This window comes from Pseudomonas sp. OG7, from assembly GCF_014192825.1.
Classification (GTDB): Bacteria; Pseudomonadota; Gammaproteobacteria; order Pseudomonadales; family Pseudomonadaceae; genus Aquipseudomonas; species Aquipseudomonas monteilii.
Genome location: NZ_JACHYK010000002.1, coordinates 88,686 through 104,208, shown reverse-complemented (window position 1 = coordinate 104,208; position 15,523 = coordinate 88,686). Strand labels below are relative to the sequence as shown.

General features: G+C 63.4%; 14 protein-coding genes. 8 read left to right on the top strand and 6 right to left on the bottom strand.

The genetic code is table 11. From position 1 onward, the window contains the following. Positions 1-214 precede the first annotated feature (214 nt). Positions 215-1,357 (bottom strand): class C beta-lactamase, encoded by a 1,143-nt coding sequence (gene ampC, locus FHW75_RS04900; protein WP_027609817.1) that lies wholly within the window; start codon positions 1,355-1,357, stop codon positions 215-217. Between the two features lie 120 nt (positions 1,358-1,477). Here ampC and FHW75_RS04895 point away from each other — a divergent pair, with 120 nt between their 5' ends. Beyond that, positions 1,478-2,470 (top strand): bile acid:sodium symporter family protein, encoded by a 993-nt coding sequence (locus FHW75_RS04895; RefSeq protein WP_371105380.1) that lies wholly within the window; start codon positions 1,478-1,480, stop codon positions 2,468-2,470. Positions 2,471-2,517: 47 nt separating this feature from the next. Here the strand turns inward: FHW75_RS04895 and FHW75_RS04890 are convergent, their stop codons facing one another. Continuing rightward, positions 2,518-3,111: a DUF4157 domain-containing protein gene (locus tag FHW75_RS04890; RefSeq protein ID WP_025752978.1), complete on the bottom strand. Its 594-nt coding sequence runs from the start codon at positions 3,109-3,111 to the stop codon at positions 2,518-2,520. Continuing rightward, positions 3,098-3,661, bottom strand: coding sequence for a TetR/AcrR family transcriptional regulator (locus FHW75_RS04885; protein ID WP_019099058.1), 564 nt, complete (start codon positions 3,659-3,661; stop codon positions 3,098-3,100). The genes FHW75_RS04890 and FHW75_RS04885 overlap by 14 nt, the downstream gene beginning before the upstream one ends. Before the next feature lie 89 nt (positions 3,662-3,750). Between FHW75_RS04885 and FHW75_RS04880 the strand changes: the two genes are divergently transcribed. Beyond that, entirely contained in the window at positions 3,751-4,482 is a 732-nt protein-coding gene (locus FHW75_RS04880; protein ID WP_019099059.1) for an SDR family oxidoreductase, read from the top strand. Between the two features lie 30 nt (positions 4,483-4,512). Beyond that, positions 4,513-5,127, top strand: coding sequence for a 2-hydroxychromene-2-carboxylate isomerase (locus tag FHW75_RS04875; protein ID WP_019099060.1), 615 nt, complete (start codon positions 4,513-4,515; stop codon positions 5,125-5,127). Between the two features lie 80 nt (positions 5,128-5,207). Here FHW75_RS04875 and FHW75_RS04870 read toward each other — a convergent pair whose 3' ends face one another. Both FHW75_RS04870 and FHW75_RS04865 read right to left on the bottom strand, forming a co-directional pair. Continuing rightward, positions 5,208-6,521, bottom strand: a complete 1,314-nt coding sequence (locus FHW75_RS04870; RefSeq protein ID WP_161751277.1) for a hypothetical protein — start codon at positions 6,519-6,521, stop codon at positions 5,208-5,210. A 90-nt stretch (positions 6,522-6,611) separates the two neighbouring features. Next, positions 6,612-8,105 carry an aldehyde dehydrogenase gene (locus tag FHW75_RS04865; protein WP_019099062.1) on the bottom strand — a complete coding sequence of 498 codons (1,494 nt, stop codon included), beginning with the start codon at positions 8,103-8,105 and terminating at the stop codon, positions 6,612-6,614. 448 nt (positions 8,106-8,553) lie between these two features. Between FHW75_RS04865 and peaA the strand changes: the two genes are divergently transcribed. The 5 genes from peaA (at position 8,554) to FHW75_RS04840 (ending at position 14,827) form a co-directional block, all read left to right on the top strand. Beyond that, entirely contained in the window at positions 8,554-10,119 is a 1,566-nt protein-coding gene (peaA, locus tag FHW75_RS04860; RefSeq protein ID WP_019099063.1) for a quinohemoprotein amine dehydrogenase subunit alpha, read from the top strand. A 48-nt stretch (positions 10,120-10,167) separates the two neighbouring features. Continuing rightward, entirely contained in the window at positions 10,168-11,598 is a 1,431-nt protein-coding gene (gene peaB / locus FHW75_RS04855; RefSeq protein WP_084297326.1) for a quinohemoprotein amine dehydrogenase maturation protein, read from the top strand. A 1-nt stretch (position 11,599) separates the two neighbouring features. Continuing rightward, positions 11,600-11,923 (top strand): quinohemoprotein amine dehydrogenase subunit gamma, encoded by a 324-nt coding sequence (gene qhpC / locus FHW75_RS04850; protein ID WP_012272119.1) that lies wholly within the window; start codon positions 11,600-11,602, stop codon positions 11,921-11,923. Positions 11,924-11,955: 32 nt separating this feature from the next. Continuing rightward, positions 11,956-13,077, top strand: coding sequence for a quinohemoprotein amine dehydrogenase subunit beta (peaD, locus tag FHW75_RS04845; RefSeq protein WP_183673248.1), 1,122 nt, complete (start codon positions 11,956-11,958; stop codon positions 13,075-13,077). Between the two features lie 76 nt (positions 13,078-13,153). Then, entirely contained in the window at positions 13,154-14,827 is a 1,674-nt protein-coding gene (locus FHW75_RS04840; RefSeq protein WP_183673247.1) for a fatty acid CoA ligase family protein, read from the top strand. A 67-nt stretch (positions 14,828-14,894) separates the two neighbouring features. Here FHW75_RS04840 and mobA read toward each other — a convergent pair whose 3' ends face one another. After that, positions 14,895-15,470 (bottom strand): molybdenum cofactor guanylyltransferase MobA, encoded by a 576-nt coding sequence (gene mobA / locus FHW75_RS04835; RefSeq protein ID WP_183673244.1) that lies wholly within the window; start codon positions 15,468-15,470, stop codon positions 14,895-14,897. Positions 15,471-15,523: the final 53 nt, after the last annotated feature.

The following is a 15,523-nucleotide window of genomic DNA, read 5'->3' as shown; positions in this document are numbered from 1 at the left end:
CAACAGGGGCTTTCTCACGCTGCCTTTTGGACAGTTTCCCTCTCCACGGACGGCCTGCGTTACCGCGCAGGCCGTCTGGAACACCCTTGCCACCGCTCCCGATCGGGGAGACGGCTTCATCATGCACAAGGGCGATGAACGGCGTCAACCATTTTGTAGTGAATATTTTTTGGCACTACATTTCTGTCGTTTTGTTCGACAATCGCTGCTCGTACTACAGGCCGGACAGTATCTCGAAGGCGGCGCGCACCCGCGCTTCGTTCGGGTAGTTTCGGTTGGCCAGCAACACGATCGCCAGCTGTTCGGAAGGCACGAACGCGGCGTAGGCCCCAAAACCGTTGGTTGAACCGGTCTTGTTGTACCAGGCAGCCGGCTGGGCGGGCAGGGCCGGTTGCAAGCGTGTGGTTGCCTGGGGTTCACGGATCAGCCGCGGGCTGTTGCCATCGACCAGCGTGGCCAGGGTTGCCGGATAGGGGTAGCGTTCCCAGCCCAGGCCCTGCGTCATGGCGCCGACCTGGAAGTAGCCTTGCTGGGTGATGTCGATGGCTTTCACCAGTGCCGGTGGCAAGCCTTCAGGCTGCATCTGCAGGCGCACGTAACGCAGCAAGTCGCTGGCACTGGTCTTGATGCCGTAGGCTTCGTCGGCGTACGGGCCGGGGCCAACGCGCACCGGTTTTTCGGCGGCATCGTACCCTTGGGCATAAAGGCCCTGGGCGCTGGCCGGGATGTGCAGGTACGTGTTCCCCAGGCCCATTTTCGGCAGCAGGCCTTCGGTCATCAGTGTGGCGAACGGCTGGTGCTGCGCGCGGGCGGCAAGGTCACCAAACAAGCCAAGGCTAGGGTTGGAATAGCAGCGTTGCGTACCGGGCTTGGCGTGGGGCTGCCAGTGTCGGAAGAAATCGACGACCTGCTGCGGGCTTTGCACTGCATCCGGGAACTGCAAGGGCAGGCAGTCGGCACTGTAGGCGCCCAGTTCCAGCACCGTCGCGTCGCCGATGGGCGTGCCGGCCAGCGCCGGGTGGTAGCGCTTGGCCGGCGCTGTGAGGTCCAACTGGCCCTCGGCACTGGCCAGTGCAGCCAGGGTGGCGGTGTAGGTCTTGCTCACCGAACCGATCTCGAACAGCGTGTCACGGCTCACCGGCACGTTGTCGGCCTTGCTGGCCACGCCGTAGCTGAAGTAGTGCGCGTGGTCGCGGGCGTAGATGGCCACGGCCATGCCACTGATGCCTTGCGCCTGCATCAGTGGGCGGATGATACGGTCTACCTTGGCTTGCAGCTGGTCATCGGCCTTGGCGTTGGCATGGCCCAAGGTGAGGGTAATGGCGGCCGCGAGCGCGGCCAGGCGGGAGAGGGGCATGGTGGGGGTCCTTTTGTGGAGCGTGTCCGTTGAGCGATACCAGTGGGGGTTCCGGCGTTAGCGGCGAAAAGCCGCAGACCTTATCGTTTGCCCTTGCACAATGACAAGATGGACACAGTGATGAAGTATTTGCGCATGTTATTCGACAATTTCACCCTGGCCTTGCTCGGGGTGGTGCTGATAGCCACCGTGCTGCCTTGCTCGGGCGATGGCGCAGTGTATTTCGGTTGGCTGACCAACCTGGCCATCGGCCTGCTGTTCTTCCTGCACGGCGCCAAGCTGTCGCGTGAGGCGATCATTGCCGGTGCCGGGCACTGGCGCCTGCACCTGCTGGTGTTCTCCTGCACGTTTGTGCTGTTCCCGCTGCTGGGCCTGGCCTTCAAGCCGCTGTTCGTGCCGCTGGTGGGTAATGAACTGTACCTGGGCGTGCTCTACCTGTGTGCCTTGCCTGCTACCGTGCAGTCGGCCATCGCGTTCACTTCGCTGGCCCGTGGCAATGTGCCGGCGGCCATTTGCAGTGCTGCCGCGTCCAGCCTGCTGGGCATCTTCCTTACCCCGTTGCTGGTGATGATGCTGCTGGGCGCCAGTGGCGACACCGGCTCTGGCCTGGATGCCGTGCTGAAGATCACCCTGCAACTGCTGGTGCCGTTCGTGGCGGGGCAGATTGCGCGGCGCTGGATCGGCGCCTGGGTCAAGCGCAATGCCCGTTGGCTCAAGGTGGTGGACCAGGGCTCGATCTTGCTGGTGGTGTACACCGCCTTCAGCGAGGCAGTCGTCACCGGGCTGTGGCACACGGTATCGCCGCAGCATCTGGCCGGGTTGTTCGCCGTGTGCGGGATTTTGCTGGCGGTGGTGCTGTTCGGCACTCGTCTGCTGAGCAAGGTGCTGGGCTTTGACCTGGAAGACCGTATCACCATCCTGTTCGCCGGCTCCAAGAAGAGCCTGGCGACCGGAGTACCGATGGCCCAGGTGTTGTTCGTGGGTAGCGGCATTGGTGCGATGATCTTGCCGCTGATGCTGTTCCACCAGATCCAGCTGATGGTCTGCGCGGTGTTGGCGCAGCGTTATGCCAGCCGAGAGCAGGTGGCAGAAGAGGCATCGGCGGCGTCCTGAAAAACCAAGCGCAGCGGACGCGCCCACAGCGTCGCGCACCGCTGCTGCTATCTGGCCTGGCCCGAGCCGCGTTCGCGCAGTGCTTTGCCCACCTCTGCCTCGATCTTGTAGGCCGGTCCCTCCAGGTCGTCGTAGTCGCGCGTATAGCGCCGGGCGAATTCCTCTACCCCCAGTTCCTGATATTGCTGCACATGCTTGAGCTCATGCGCCCACAAGGCCACGTTGTTTTCGGCGTCGTCGGCCCGGCGGAAGATGATCGTGTCGATCAGCGTCACAGCGTTCACATCAGGGTTTTGCAACAATGCATTGGCCGCGCTCATCTGCTGTTCGTCACCCACCCGGAAGCGCGCTGCGTCAAGCACGGCAAAGTCGTACCAAGGTTCGAGTTGCGCCCGGATATGCAGCGGGATTGGCTCGACGCCGTTGGCGGTGGCCTCATCCCTGGCCTGGCGCAAGGCGAACGTCAGGCTGGAAGACGCCATGACCTCCACATCCTTGAGAATCTGGCCGGCCTGACCAGGGTCTATCGGTGCACAAAAACACCCCATCAGGCACACTTGGTATTGCCCGGGTGGGCACGCTTGTTCGGCAAGCGCGGGCAGCGCCAGCGTGAGGCCCAGTAGCAGGCTAATCCGCTTCATGCAGAGCCTTTTCGACAAACTGGCGGCTTGCGTCCAGCACCTGCGACTGCACCCGCTCAGTGGCCAGCATGCGCCCGACCATCAACGCACCGACGCATTGGCTGATGAGCACCCAGGCCAGTTGATCATCCTCCAGTGTTGCACTCCAGGCCTGATGCAGGCTGACCAGCCAGTGCTCGGCCTCTTCGCGCACGGGTGCGGCGGCCCGGGCGATTTCCACACCCAGCGGCGGCAGCGGGCAGCCACCCTCGGCATTGTTCAGGTGGGCCAGGCTCAGGTATTGCTGCAGGCAACGGCCCAGCCGCTCGCGGCTTGCCCCCGAACTGGCCAGGCGTGCCAGCGGGCTGTTGCACAGCTCCTGGCGTACCACTTCAGTGAACAGGTCGTCTTTGGACGGGAAGTGGTTGTAGAAGGCGCCGCCGGTCAGGCCGATCGCTTTCATCAGCCCGGCCACGCCGGTGCTGGAAAAACCTCCCCGCTTGGCCAGCGCGCCGCTGCTGGCCAGCAGCCGCTCGCGGGTTTGCTGTTTGTGTTCATGGGAGTAGCGCATTCACATGCCTCTGCACACGGACTTGACGATGATCGCGATCTTAACATAGCGTTCGTTTACTAAACGATCATTCACCAATGGAGGCAGGCATGGCAGAACAACAAAAAGTAGTGCTGGTGATTGGTGCGGGCGACGCCACCGGGGGTGAGATTGCCAAGCGCTTCGCCCGCGAGGGTTATGTCGCTTGCGTGACCCGGCGCCAGGCCGAAAAACTGCAACCGTTGCTGGAGGAAATACACGCTGCCGGCGGCCAGGCCCATGGGTTTGGTTCTGACGCGCGCAAGGAGGATGAAGTGGCCGCGCTGGTCGAGACTATCGAGCGTGATATTGGCCCTATCGAGGCGTTTGTCTTCAATATCGGTGCCAATGTTCCCTGCAGCATTCTTGAAGAAACCCCGCGCAAGTACTTCAAGATCTGGGAAATGGCCTGCTTTGCCGGTTTTCTCACGGCTCAAGCAGTTGCCCGGCGCATGGTCCAACGTGAGCGTGGCACCATTCTGTTCACTGGCGCCACGGCTGGCACGCGTGGTGCAGCCGGGTTCGCCGCTTTTGCCGGGGCCAAGCATGGCTTGCGTGCCCTGGCCCAGAGCATGGCGCGCGAGCTGGGGCCGCGGAACATCCATGTCGCGCATGTGGTGGTAGACGGGGCCATCGACACGGCATTCATCCGTGACAGCTTCCCCGAGCGTTACGCCCTCAAGGATCAGGATGGCATCCTCGACCCCGCGCACATTGCCGACAGTTACTGGTTCTTGCACGCCCAGCCGCGAGACGCCTGGACATTCGAACTGGACCTGCGCCCCTGGATGGAACGTTGGTAAGCCCCTCTCACCCAGCAAGGACCGAAACCCATGCACAACACCCTCGATTTCTATTTTGACCTGGGCAGCCCGGCCAGCTACCTGGCCTGGACGCAACTGCCGGGCCTGTGCGCTCGCCAGGGTGCCACACTGCGCTACCGGCCAATTTTGCTGGGAGGCGTTTTCCAGGCGACTGGCAATGCTTCGCCGGCCATGATCCCGGCCAAGGGCCGCTACATGTTCACCGACCTGGCGCGCTTTGCCGCTCGGTATGGCGTGCCCTTCGGCATGCCGCCGGGGTTCCCGGTCAATACGCTGAGCTTGATGCGCGGCGTGATCGGCACCCAGTTGCATTCACCGGAGCGGTTCGAGTCATTGCTGTCGGCGCTGTTCAATGGGCTGTGGGGGCAGCGGCGTAACCTGGGCGACAGCGCCGTTCTGGATGAAGCACTGACAGCGGCAGGCTTCGATCCACAGGCTTTTCACGCACTGACGGCTGACGGTGAAGTGAAGGCGGCGCTCAAGCAGGCGACCGAAGCGGCTGTGGCGCGTGGGGTGTTTGGTGCGCCGACCTGTTTTGTGGGTGAGGCGATGTTCTTTGGGCAGGACCGCCTGGACTTTGTCGAGGAGGCGTTGAGTCAAGGGGCTAGCAGCTTTTCCAGCTGAGTGCGCTCCCCCGGTACTGCACAAGGCTCAGGCTTTGTGCAGTACCGGGGGAGCTGGCTTGCCTGCGATAGGGCCTTGAGTCAGAAGAAGGTGCCGACAATCAGTTGCATATAGGCTCCGGTATCCCGGCTACCCAGTTGCGTGCCCCCATTATCCGCACTGCGCTCCGGCTTGTAGAACCCCACCAACGGGCTGATCAGCAGGTGGTCGTTGACCATCCATTCCACATACAGGTCCAGCTCCCGCCCGCCGAGGTTGCCCGGGTCCGTGTCCAGCGTGTCGAAGTCGAAGTACAGTGCGCCCACAGTCAGGTTGTCCCGCGGCTTGCCTTTGAGCGCCATGTGGTGCACTTGGCTGTTCTTGTTGAACGGCCCGGCATAGTTGGCCGCCACTTCACCCTGGAACCAGGTGCCATAACCCCGGCTCAGGCCATAGAACAGTGGGTCGAAACCTTCGGAAAAGCGGCTGTAGCGGTAGGTGGCGGTGGGCGACCAGGGGAGCTCGGAGAACGTCCAGCTGCCCTCCAGGTACCAGGCATTCTCACGCCCGCCGGCCTTGTCCTGGGTCACGTATTCGGCGGCCAGCTCCAGGTCTTTCACGCCCAGGTTACCGCGCCCGCGCAGGCTGGCGGTGTCCATGCCGTCGCGGTGCTCCAGACCCATGATCTGCGCGTAGCGCTGGTCAACGTCCAGGCCGCGTATCCAGCTGAGGCCCACGGTGCCGGCGTCGGCGACGTGTTCCAGGTTGGCTACTGCCAGCGACGTGTCGGCCTGGTAATGGTTGTCGGACTTCAGCCACATCAGGTCGCCGCGCCAGCCTTGTTTGCCGCCCAGGCGCAGGACTGCGGTGCGGTCGAAGGCTTTACGGGCGGCCAGGTAGTAGGCGCCGCCACGGTCGAAGTTGGCGCCCAGGTCGACCTTGCCCAGGTTCACCGGGTCACCCTGAATGAGGAAGCCGTCACCCAGTGTCACCACCTGGCGGCCGCCAGAAATGTCTACGCCATCTTCGCCCAAAGCCGGGAACAGGTTGGCCGAGCGCCAGCCCAGGTAAAGGTCTTCGATGGCGGTGCGGCGTTCGTCGCCCAAGGTCAGGCCGGCGGCGTCGCCGTCGCCCCAGGTGGCGGAGCTGAGCAGGTTGAACGCGCCGTAGAATGCGCCTGCATCGGGCAGGGCCTGGCTGCCGCTGAGGCCGTATTTGACGTAGCCCTCCTGCCAGGCGGTGCTACCGGGCTGGCGGTTGCCGGCCTGGTTGAAGCTTTCGTCGCTGTGGAACACGCCAAACAGGGCTTCGAGGTCGGCGTTGAGGGTGGTGCCGTTGTGGTTGTACAGCTCGTGGGCTTGGGTGAAGGGGGCGGTGATCAGCAGGGTCAGCGTGCAGGCGAGAGTGTGCCTCATGGTGTGCTCCATGGTTTTTTATTGTTGTTTTGGGGCTGCCTGTGCCGGCCCTTTCGCGGGTGAACCCGAAGGGCCGGCACAGGCAGGAGGTCAGAGCTTGATCAACACCGATTTGAGCTCGGTGTAATGTTCGATGGCCGCTGCGCCCATCTCACGGCCGACGCCAGACATCTTGTAGCCACCAAATGGCAATGCCGGGTCTAGCGCGCTGTGGCAGTTGACCCAGACCGACCCCGACTTGATACGCGGGATCATCCGGTGCACCGCTGCCAGGTCGTTGGACCAGATGCTAGCGCCCAGGCCATAGGGGTTGTCGTTGGCCATGCCGATCACTTCGTCGATGTCATCGAACGGCATCGCCACCAGCACCGGCCCGAAAATTTCTTCCTGCACCAGGCGGTGGCGCTGGTCGACATCGACAATCACCGTCGGCTTGACGAAGTAGCCCGGGCCAAAGCTTTCGCCTCCGCAGGCGATGGTCGCGCCCAGCTCGCGACCCAGCTCGATGTAGCCGGTGACGCGGTCCTGCTGCTTGGCCGAAATCAGCGGCCCCATTTGCACGGCCGGGTCCAGGCCGCTGCCCAGTTTCATGCCATTGGCGATGCCGGCGATGTCGGCCACCACGTTGTCGAAGTGCTTGCGGTGCACATACAGGCGCGAGCCGGCGCAGCACACCTGGCCCTGGTTGAAGAAGATCGCTGTGGCCGCACCCGCAGCCGCTTCCTGCAGGTTGGCGTCGGGCATGACGATGGTTGGCGACTTGCCGCCGAGCTCCAGGGTGACGCGGGTCATGTTGTCCATGGCCGCCTTGCCGATCAGCTTGCCGACTTCGGTAGAGCCGGTGAAGGTCAGCTTGTCCACGCCGGGGTGGCGGCTGAGCGCGGCACCGGCATTAAGGCCGGTACCGGTGATCACGTTGAACACGCCCGCCGGGTAACCGGCTTCGTCGACCAGTTCGGCCAGCTTGAGCACGCTCAGCGGGGTTTCATCTGCTGGCTTGAGCACCACGGTGCAGCCGGTGGCCAGGGCCGGGCCGAGCTTCCAGCAGGCCAGCAGCAGCGGGAAGTTCCACGCGACGATGGCGCCAACCACGCCGACGGCCTCACGGCGCACGAAGCCGTGGAACTGGTCGTTGGGCATCAACGGCATGGAGGCCTCGACAGTGCTACCCTCGATCTTGGTGGCCCAGCCGGCCATGTAACGCAGGAAATCGATGGCCAACTGCACGTCCATCACCTGAGCCACGGCGGCGCTCTTGCCGTTGTTCAGGCATTCCAGCTCGGCCAGCTGGCGGGCGTCGCGCTCCATCAGGTCGGCCAGGCGCCACAGCAGGTTTTGCCGTTCACGCGGGCGCAGGCGGCTCCATGGCGAGTCGTCGAAGGCCTGGCGTGCGGCGCGCACGGCGCGGTCGACGTCTTCGGCCTCGGCGGCGGGCACTTCACCCAGCACTTCGCCAGTGGCCGGGTTACGGAACGACAGGGTGCGACCGCTGGCGGCCTCCTGCCAGTCGGCGCCGATGCGCATCTTCAGCTTGCGTTCGAGAAAGGCGCGGGTGGCGGGCAGGATGGGCAGTTCAGAAAGCATGGGGCTGTGCCTCTTGTCATTGGGTGTGACGGGCACAGGCGCAATGGCCGTGCCAAGGTGGGCAATTGGTCGCAAGGTGTTGAAGGCATTGGGTTTTGCCTGGGTGCAAGGCTGTGATTGCAGGTGTGCGCTGTTGCACATTGAGACGCTGTGAGACGGTGGTGAAACAGTGGCTGTACTCAGGCATTTCGCAATTGCTGTGAGAGCGGGCGAGCCCGCGAAGGCCTGTGCAGCAGGCCCTGTCTCAGGATGAAACACCCTGTCGCGAAATGGCACGCTGCAATTAGCCATCCTGGATGCTGGCCAAGACCAGAAAACGGCCTAAAAGCCTGAAAGACAACGCTTTTGCAGCATCTGGCACAGTTCCTGTATCACTACTGCCACATGCACACCTGCTGTACCAAAGCGTGCGAAAAACGATAAGAACAACAACCGTGGAGGTCTGACCTTGAAGACGACTCGACTCCGGCGGCATGCGGGCAAACTGGCGCTGGTCGCCGCCGCGCTGCTGAGCACCCAGGCCATGGCGGCCGAGCAGGGCCCGAGCCTGTTGCAGAACAAGTGTATGGGGTGCCATATCCCCGAAGGCAACGATACCTACAGCCGCATCAGCCACCAGCGAAAAACGCCGGAAGGCTGGCTGATGAGCATCGCCCGCATGCAGGTGATGCACGGCCTGCAGATCAGCGACGACGACCGTCGCACGCTGGTCAAGTACCTGGCCGACAAGCAGGGCCTGGCGCCCAGCGAAACCGATGGTGTGCGCTACGCCATGGAACGCCGGCTGAACACCGTCGAGCACTTCGATACCCAGCTCAGTGAAACCTGTGGCCGTTGCCACTCCGGTGCCCGCGTGGCCTTGCAGCGTCGCCCGGCCAAGGAATGGGAGCACCTGGTCAACTTCCACCTCGGCCAATGGCCGTCCCTCGAATACCAGGCCCAGGCGCGTGACCGCGACTGGCTGCCGATTGCCCTGCAACAGGTGGTACCGGAACTTGCCAAGCGTTACCCGCTGGACAACCCGGCCTGGGCCGAGTGGCAGAAGGCCAAGCCGAGCGCCGATGTGCTGCCGGGGCAATGGGCCTTCAGCGGGCACATGCTGGCCAAGGGCGATGTGCGCGGGGTGATGAGCGTCACCGCCGACCAGGGCGATACCTTCAAGGTGGAGGTCAAGGGCGCTTATGCCGATGGCACGCCGTTCAACGGCAGTGGCACGGCAATCCTGTACAACGGCTATGAATGGCGCGGCAACGTCAAAGTGGGAGACGCCAACCTGCGTCAGGTGTTCGCGGCACTGGATGGCGAAATGAAAGGCCGCATGTTCGAGGCCGAGCACGATGAACGTGGCCTGGACTTCACTGCGGTGAAGGAAGGCAAGGCACGCCTGCTTGCCGTACAGCCGGCATTTATCAAGGCGGGCGGCGAAAGCGAGATCACCCTGGTAGGCAGCGGCCTGGACGGCAAGCCCGACCTGGGTGCCGGGGTGGAGGTGACCGAAGTGCTGGAGCAAACCCCGACCCTGGTGCGGGTCAAGGCCCGCGCAGCCGCCGATGCCAAGCCTGGCCAGCGCGAGGTTGCAGTGGGCGCGCTCAAAGGTGCAAGCCTGGCGGTATACGACAAGGTCGAGGAAGTGAAGGTCGTGCCGGCATTCTCCATTGCCCGCATTGGCGAGAACGGTGCTTCGGTACCGAAAGTGCAGGGCCGTTTCGAAGCCGAGGCCTGGGGTAAAGACGCCAGCGGCCAGCCTCTGCGCATCGGCTACCTGCCAGCCACCTGGAAAGTCGAGCCGTTCAACGAACGTGCGGTCGAGGATGAGGACGTGAAGTTCGCCGGCAAGATGCAGGCCGATGGCGTGTTCGTGCCAGGCGGTGCCGGCCCCAACCCTGAGCGCAAAATGATGACCAACAATGCCGGTAACCTGAAGGTCATCGCCACCTTGGCCGACGGTGGCCAGACTGGCGAAGGGCACATGATCGTCACCGTTCAGCGCTGGAACAACCCGCCGCTGCCGTAACGGCAGGGCGCAACGGTTTTCCAACGGATCGATTATCGGGAGGTCGCCATGGGCGCGCTACTGAACCTGGTCGAACGCAACCTGCATGAAGTGCAGGTCGATGCCGACCGCATGCTGTTCCATATTCCCAGCAGTTCGCTGTTTGCCACAGATGCCGTGACAGGCAGCATCATCGACGCCTTGCGCCAGCAAGGTTGTTCGGCCGAGGAGCTGATGCAGCGCCTGGGCCAGCAGTTTGCCGGCGACGATATCCAGGACACCCTGCGCGAACTGATCGCGCTGGAGCTGGTCAGCGACGGCTCGCCGCTGACCCCGGAAATCGCCCTCAGGCAGGTCGAGCGCACTGCGCTGAATACCGTGGTGCTCAACGTCAACACCGGCTGCAACCTCAGCTGCACCTATTGCTACAAGGAAGACCTGGACAAACCGTCCGCCGGCAAGAAGATGAGCACCGCCACCGCCGAAGCCTCGGTGGAGATGCTGCTCAAGGAATCGCCCAACGAGGACCGCTACAGCGTGGTGTTCTTCGGTGGCGAACCGCTGTCCAACCGGCCGTTGATCGAGCACATGGTGGCTTACTGCGAGCGGCGTTTCGCCGAGGCAGGCAAAGCGGTGGAGTTCATCATGACCACCAACGCCACCTTGCTGACCGAAGAGATCATCGACTGGCTCAACGCCCACCGCTTCGGCCTGTCGATCAGCATCGACGGCCCGAAGACCGTGCACGACCGCAACCGCATCACCGTGGGCGGGCAGGGCACCTATGACGTGGTGCGGCGCAAGGCCGACCTGCTGCTGTCGCGCTACACCAGCCGCCCGGTGGGCGCGCGGGTCACGCTAACCCGTGGCATCACCGACGTCGAGACCATCTGGAACCACCTGTTCAACGAAATGGGCTTCGCCGAAGTGGGCTTTGCCCCGGTCACCTCCGGCGACATGGCCGACTTCAACCTCACTGGCGAAGAGCTGGTGCAGGTGTTCGCCAATATGAAAGCGCTGGGCCGCAAGTACCTGGAGGCGGCGCTGGAGCACCGCAACATCGGATTCTCCAACCTGCACCAGCTGATTACCGACATCCACGAAGGCCACAAGAAGGCGCTGCCGTGCGGCGCCGGGTTGAAGATGCTGGCGGTGGACCACGAAGGCGAGCTGAACCTGTGCCACCGCTTCACCGGCTCTAGCCTGCCGACCTTCGGCAACGTGCACCAGGGCGTGAAGCAGGCGCAGCTCAACAACTTCCTGTCGCAGCGCCTGGACCGCAGCAACACCGGCTGCGAGAGCTGCCGTATCCGCAACCTGTGCTCTGGCGGCTGCTACCACGAAAGCTATGCGCGCTACGGCGACCCGCAGCACCCGACGTATCACTACTGCGAACTGATGCGCGACTGGGTCGACTTCGGCATCGAAGTCTACAGCCGCATCATGGCCGCCAACCCGGCCTTCATCGATCGCTACATCACTCCGCGGAAGGCGCACTGACATGAAGCACTTGAAGCCCCTGAACAACAAGGCGCGCATCCTCGAACAGGCCGCTGCCGAAGACCGCGTCGAAGAAGTCATGGCCATGAGTGCAGTGGCCGGCTGTACGGCCACCACCGACCCGGGTTGGGAAGTGGACGCCTTTGGTGGCGTGAGCTCGCTGTGTCAGCCGATGGAAGCCGACCTGTATGGTTGCTCCGACCCTTGCTGGTGGCCGGCCCAGGTGCCGGACATGATGAGCACCTATCAGGACTGGAACGCCCAGGCCACCAACTCGGCGGATGACTGGCGCAACCTCGGCACTGTGTTCCCGAAAGACAAGTGACCGGCCCAACAAGAATGACAAGGGGAAACCGCATGAAAGCTGGACGCTGCGCGTCACTCGCGCTCACCATCGCCGCCATGGCGTGTACCGGCCTGGCACAGGCCGACGATACCGGGCCGGCACTGAAGGCTGGCCACGAATACATGATCGTGACCAACTACCCGAACAACCTGCATGTGGTCGATGTGGCCACTGATACGGTGTACAAGAGCTGCGTCATGCCCGACAAGTTCGGCCCCGGCACCGCAATGATGGCGCCGGACAACCGCACTGCCTACGTGTTGAACAACCACTACGGTGACATCTACGGCATCGACCTGGACACCTGCAAGAACACCTTCCACGCCAACCTGTCCAGCGTGGCAGGCGAAGTGGGCCGGTCGATGTACTCGTTCGCCATCAGCCCCAACGGCAAGGAAGTGTACGCCACGGTCAACCCGACCCAGATGCTGAACGACCACTACGTGGTCAAGCCACCACGGCTGGAAGTGTTCAACACCGCCGATGGATTGCAGGCAAAGCCAGTGCGGACCTTCCCGATGCCGCGTCAGGTGTACCTGATGCGTACCGCCGACGATGGCACCTTGTATTTTGCCGGGCCGGATATTTACAAGATGGACGTGAAGACCGGCAAGCATTCGGTGGCCTTGCCGCTGCGCAACTGGAACCGCAAAGGCTACAGCGCCCCGGACGTGCTGTACTTCTGGCCGCACCAGAACCCCCGCCACGAGTTCTCGATGCTGTACACCATTGCCAAGTTCAAGGATGCCAAGCAGGACCCGAACGAGGCCGAGCTGTTGTACGGCTACCTGAGCGTCGACCTGAAGACCGGCAAGACCCACACGCAGGAGTTCGCCGACCTGACCGAGCTGTACTTCACCGGCTTGCGTTCGCCCAAGGACCCGAACCAGATCTACGGCGTGCTCAACCGCCTGGCCAAGTACGACATCAAGCAGCGCAAGCTGATCAAGGCGGCTAATCTGGAGCACACCTATTACTGCGTCACCTTCGACAAGAAGGGCGACAAACTGTACCTGGGCGGCACCTTCAACGACCTGGCGGTGTTCAACCCGGATACGCTGGAGAAAGTGAACAACATCAAGTTGCCGGGTGGTGACATGTCGACCACGACGCCGCAGGTGTTCATCCGCTAGATCGGTGTTGGCCTCTTCGCGGGCAAGCCTGCGAAGAGGCCGGCTCAGACAATACAAAAACAACAAGAGAACACCCATGCCCCAGCCAAGCTACTCCCAGGGCAACCCCGACAAAGCCCTGCTCAGCCAATGCATCGGCGATGCCTTCGACGCGACCGTCGCCCGCTACCCCGACCGCGAAGCGTTGGTAGTCCGCCACCAAGCCCTGCGCTACACCTGGCGCCAACTGGCCGCTGCAGTCGACCAGCACGCCCGCGCCCTGATGGCCTTGGGCGTACAACCCGGCGACCGCCTGGGCATCTGGGCACCCAACTGCGCCGAGTGGTGCATCACCCAGTTCGCCAGTGCCAAGGTTGGCGCGATCCTGGTCAACATCAACCCGGCCTACCGCTCCAGCGAGCTGGACTACGCCCTGGGCCAGTCCGGCTGCCGCTGGGTGATCTGCGCCGACGCGTTCAAGACCTCCGACTACCACGCCATGCTGCTGGGCCTGGTGCCGGGCCTGAGTACAGGCCAGCCGGGGGCGCTGATCTGCGAGCGCTTCCCGGAGCTGCGCGGCGTGGTCAGCCTGGCGGCCGCACCACCATCAGGATTTCTGGCCTGGCATGAATTACAGGCCCGTGCCGACGCAATCAGCCGTGAGGCCCTGACCGAGCGCCAGGCGCAACTGCGCTGCGACGACCCGATCAACATCCAGTACACCTCGGGTACCACCGGTTTCCCCAAGGGCGCGACCCTCAGCCACAGCAATATCCTCAACAACGGCTACATGGTCGGCGAAAGCCTGGGCCTGACCGAGCACGACCGGCTGGTGGTGCCGGTGCCGCTGTACCACTGCTTTGGCATGGTCATGGCCAACCTTGGCTGCATGACCCACGGCAGCACCCTGATCTACCCCAACGATGCTTTCGACCCACTGGCCACGCTACGCGCTGTGGCAGAGGAAAAGGCGACCGCGCTGTATGGCGTGCCGACCATGTTCATCGCCGAACTGGACCACCCGCAACGCGCGGAATTCGACCTGTCGAGCCTGCGCACCGGGATCATGGCCGGTGCGACCTGCCCGATCGAGGTGATGCGCCGGGTAATCGGCGAAATGCACATGGCCGAGGTGCAGATTGCCTACGGCATGACCGAGACCAGCCCGGTGTCATTGCAGACCGGGCCGGACGATGACCTGGAGCGCCGGGTGACCAGTGTCGGTCGTACCCAGCCACGGCTGGAGAACAAGGTGGTCGACGTTGACGGCAACACCGTGCCGCGTGGCGAGATAGGCGAGCTGTGTACCCGTGGCTACAGCGTGATGCTCGGTTACTGGAACAACCCCAAGGCCACGACCGAAAGTATCGATGAAGAGGGATGGATGCACACCGGTGACCTGGCGGTGATGGACGAGCAGGGCTATGTGCGCATCGTCGGGCGCAGCAAGGACATGATCATTCGTGGCGGCGAAAACATCTACCCGCGCGAGCTGGAAGAGTTCTTCTTCACCCACCCGGCGGTGGCCGATGTGCAGGTGATTGGCGTGCCGTGCAGCAAGTACGGCGAAGAGATCGTGGCCTGGGTGCGGCTGCACCCGGGGCATACCGCCAGTGAGGATGAACTGCGTGAGTGGGCGAGGGCGCGGATTGCGCACTTCAAGGTGCCCCGGTACTTCCGCTTTGTCGACGAGTTTCCGATGACGGTGACTGGCAAGGTACAGAAGTTCAGGATGCGAGAGATCAGTGTCGAGGAATTGTCTGCCGGATGACTTACTGCCTGTTCCGGCCTCTTCGCGGGCTCGCCCGCAAAGAGGCCGGAACAGGCGGGAGATGCCTTCAGCCTTTCAGCAACTCCGAGCTATTGAAGTTGCTCAACCGGGAATCATTTTCGGTACATTCCAACCCCTGAACCGACTCGCGCAGCAAGGCCCTCTGCAAACTCCGCTCACCCTGTGCCCAAGCCTGCTCCAGCATCGGCAGCACCCGCCGTGGCAGCACGCTGAACATCGGCTGCCAATACCCACCCTGGCGCACCATCGCCGCACTGTCATTCGCCACTGCCAACCGCAGCAGATCCTCGATCAACGCGCGGTCAACCTGCGGCGCATCGCATGCCAGCAGCACCACCCACTCATACCGCGCCACCTTGAGCCCGGCAATCACCCCCGCCAGCGGGCCGGGGAAGTCCGCCTCGGCATCGCCCACCAACTGGTCGGCATACGCCCGGTAGGCCTCCTGGTTGCGGTTGCAGGAAATCACCAGGTCGTCGCTCAGTGGCCGCACCACCCGCTGCACATGCGCCACCAGCGGTTCGCCCTTCCATTCGATCAGCCCCTTGTCACGGCCGCCCATGCGCTGGCCACGGCCGCCGGCAAGGATGAGGGTGGAGCAGGGGGGGAGTGAATCAGGCATGAAAAAGGGCTCCGGGCAGTCATTGCCGGGAACCCTCCCATGTCACGCGGGGC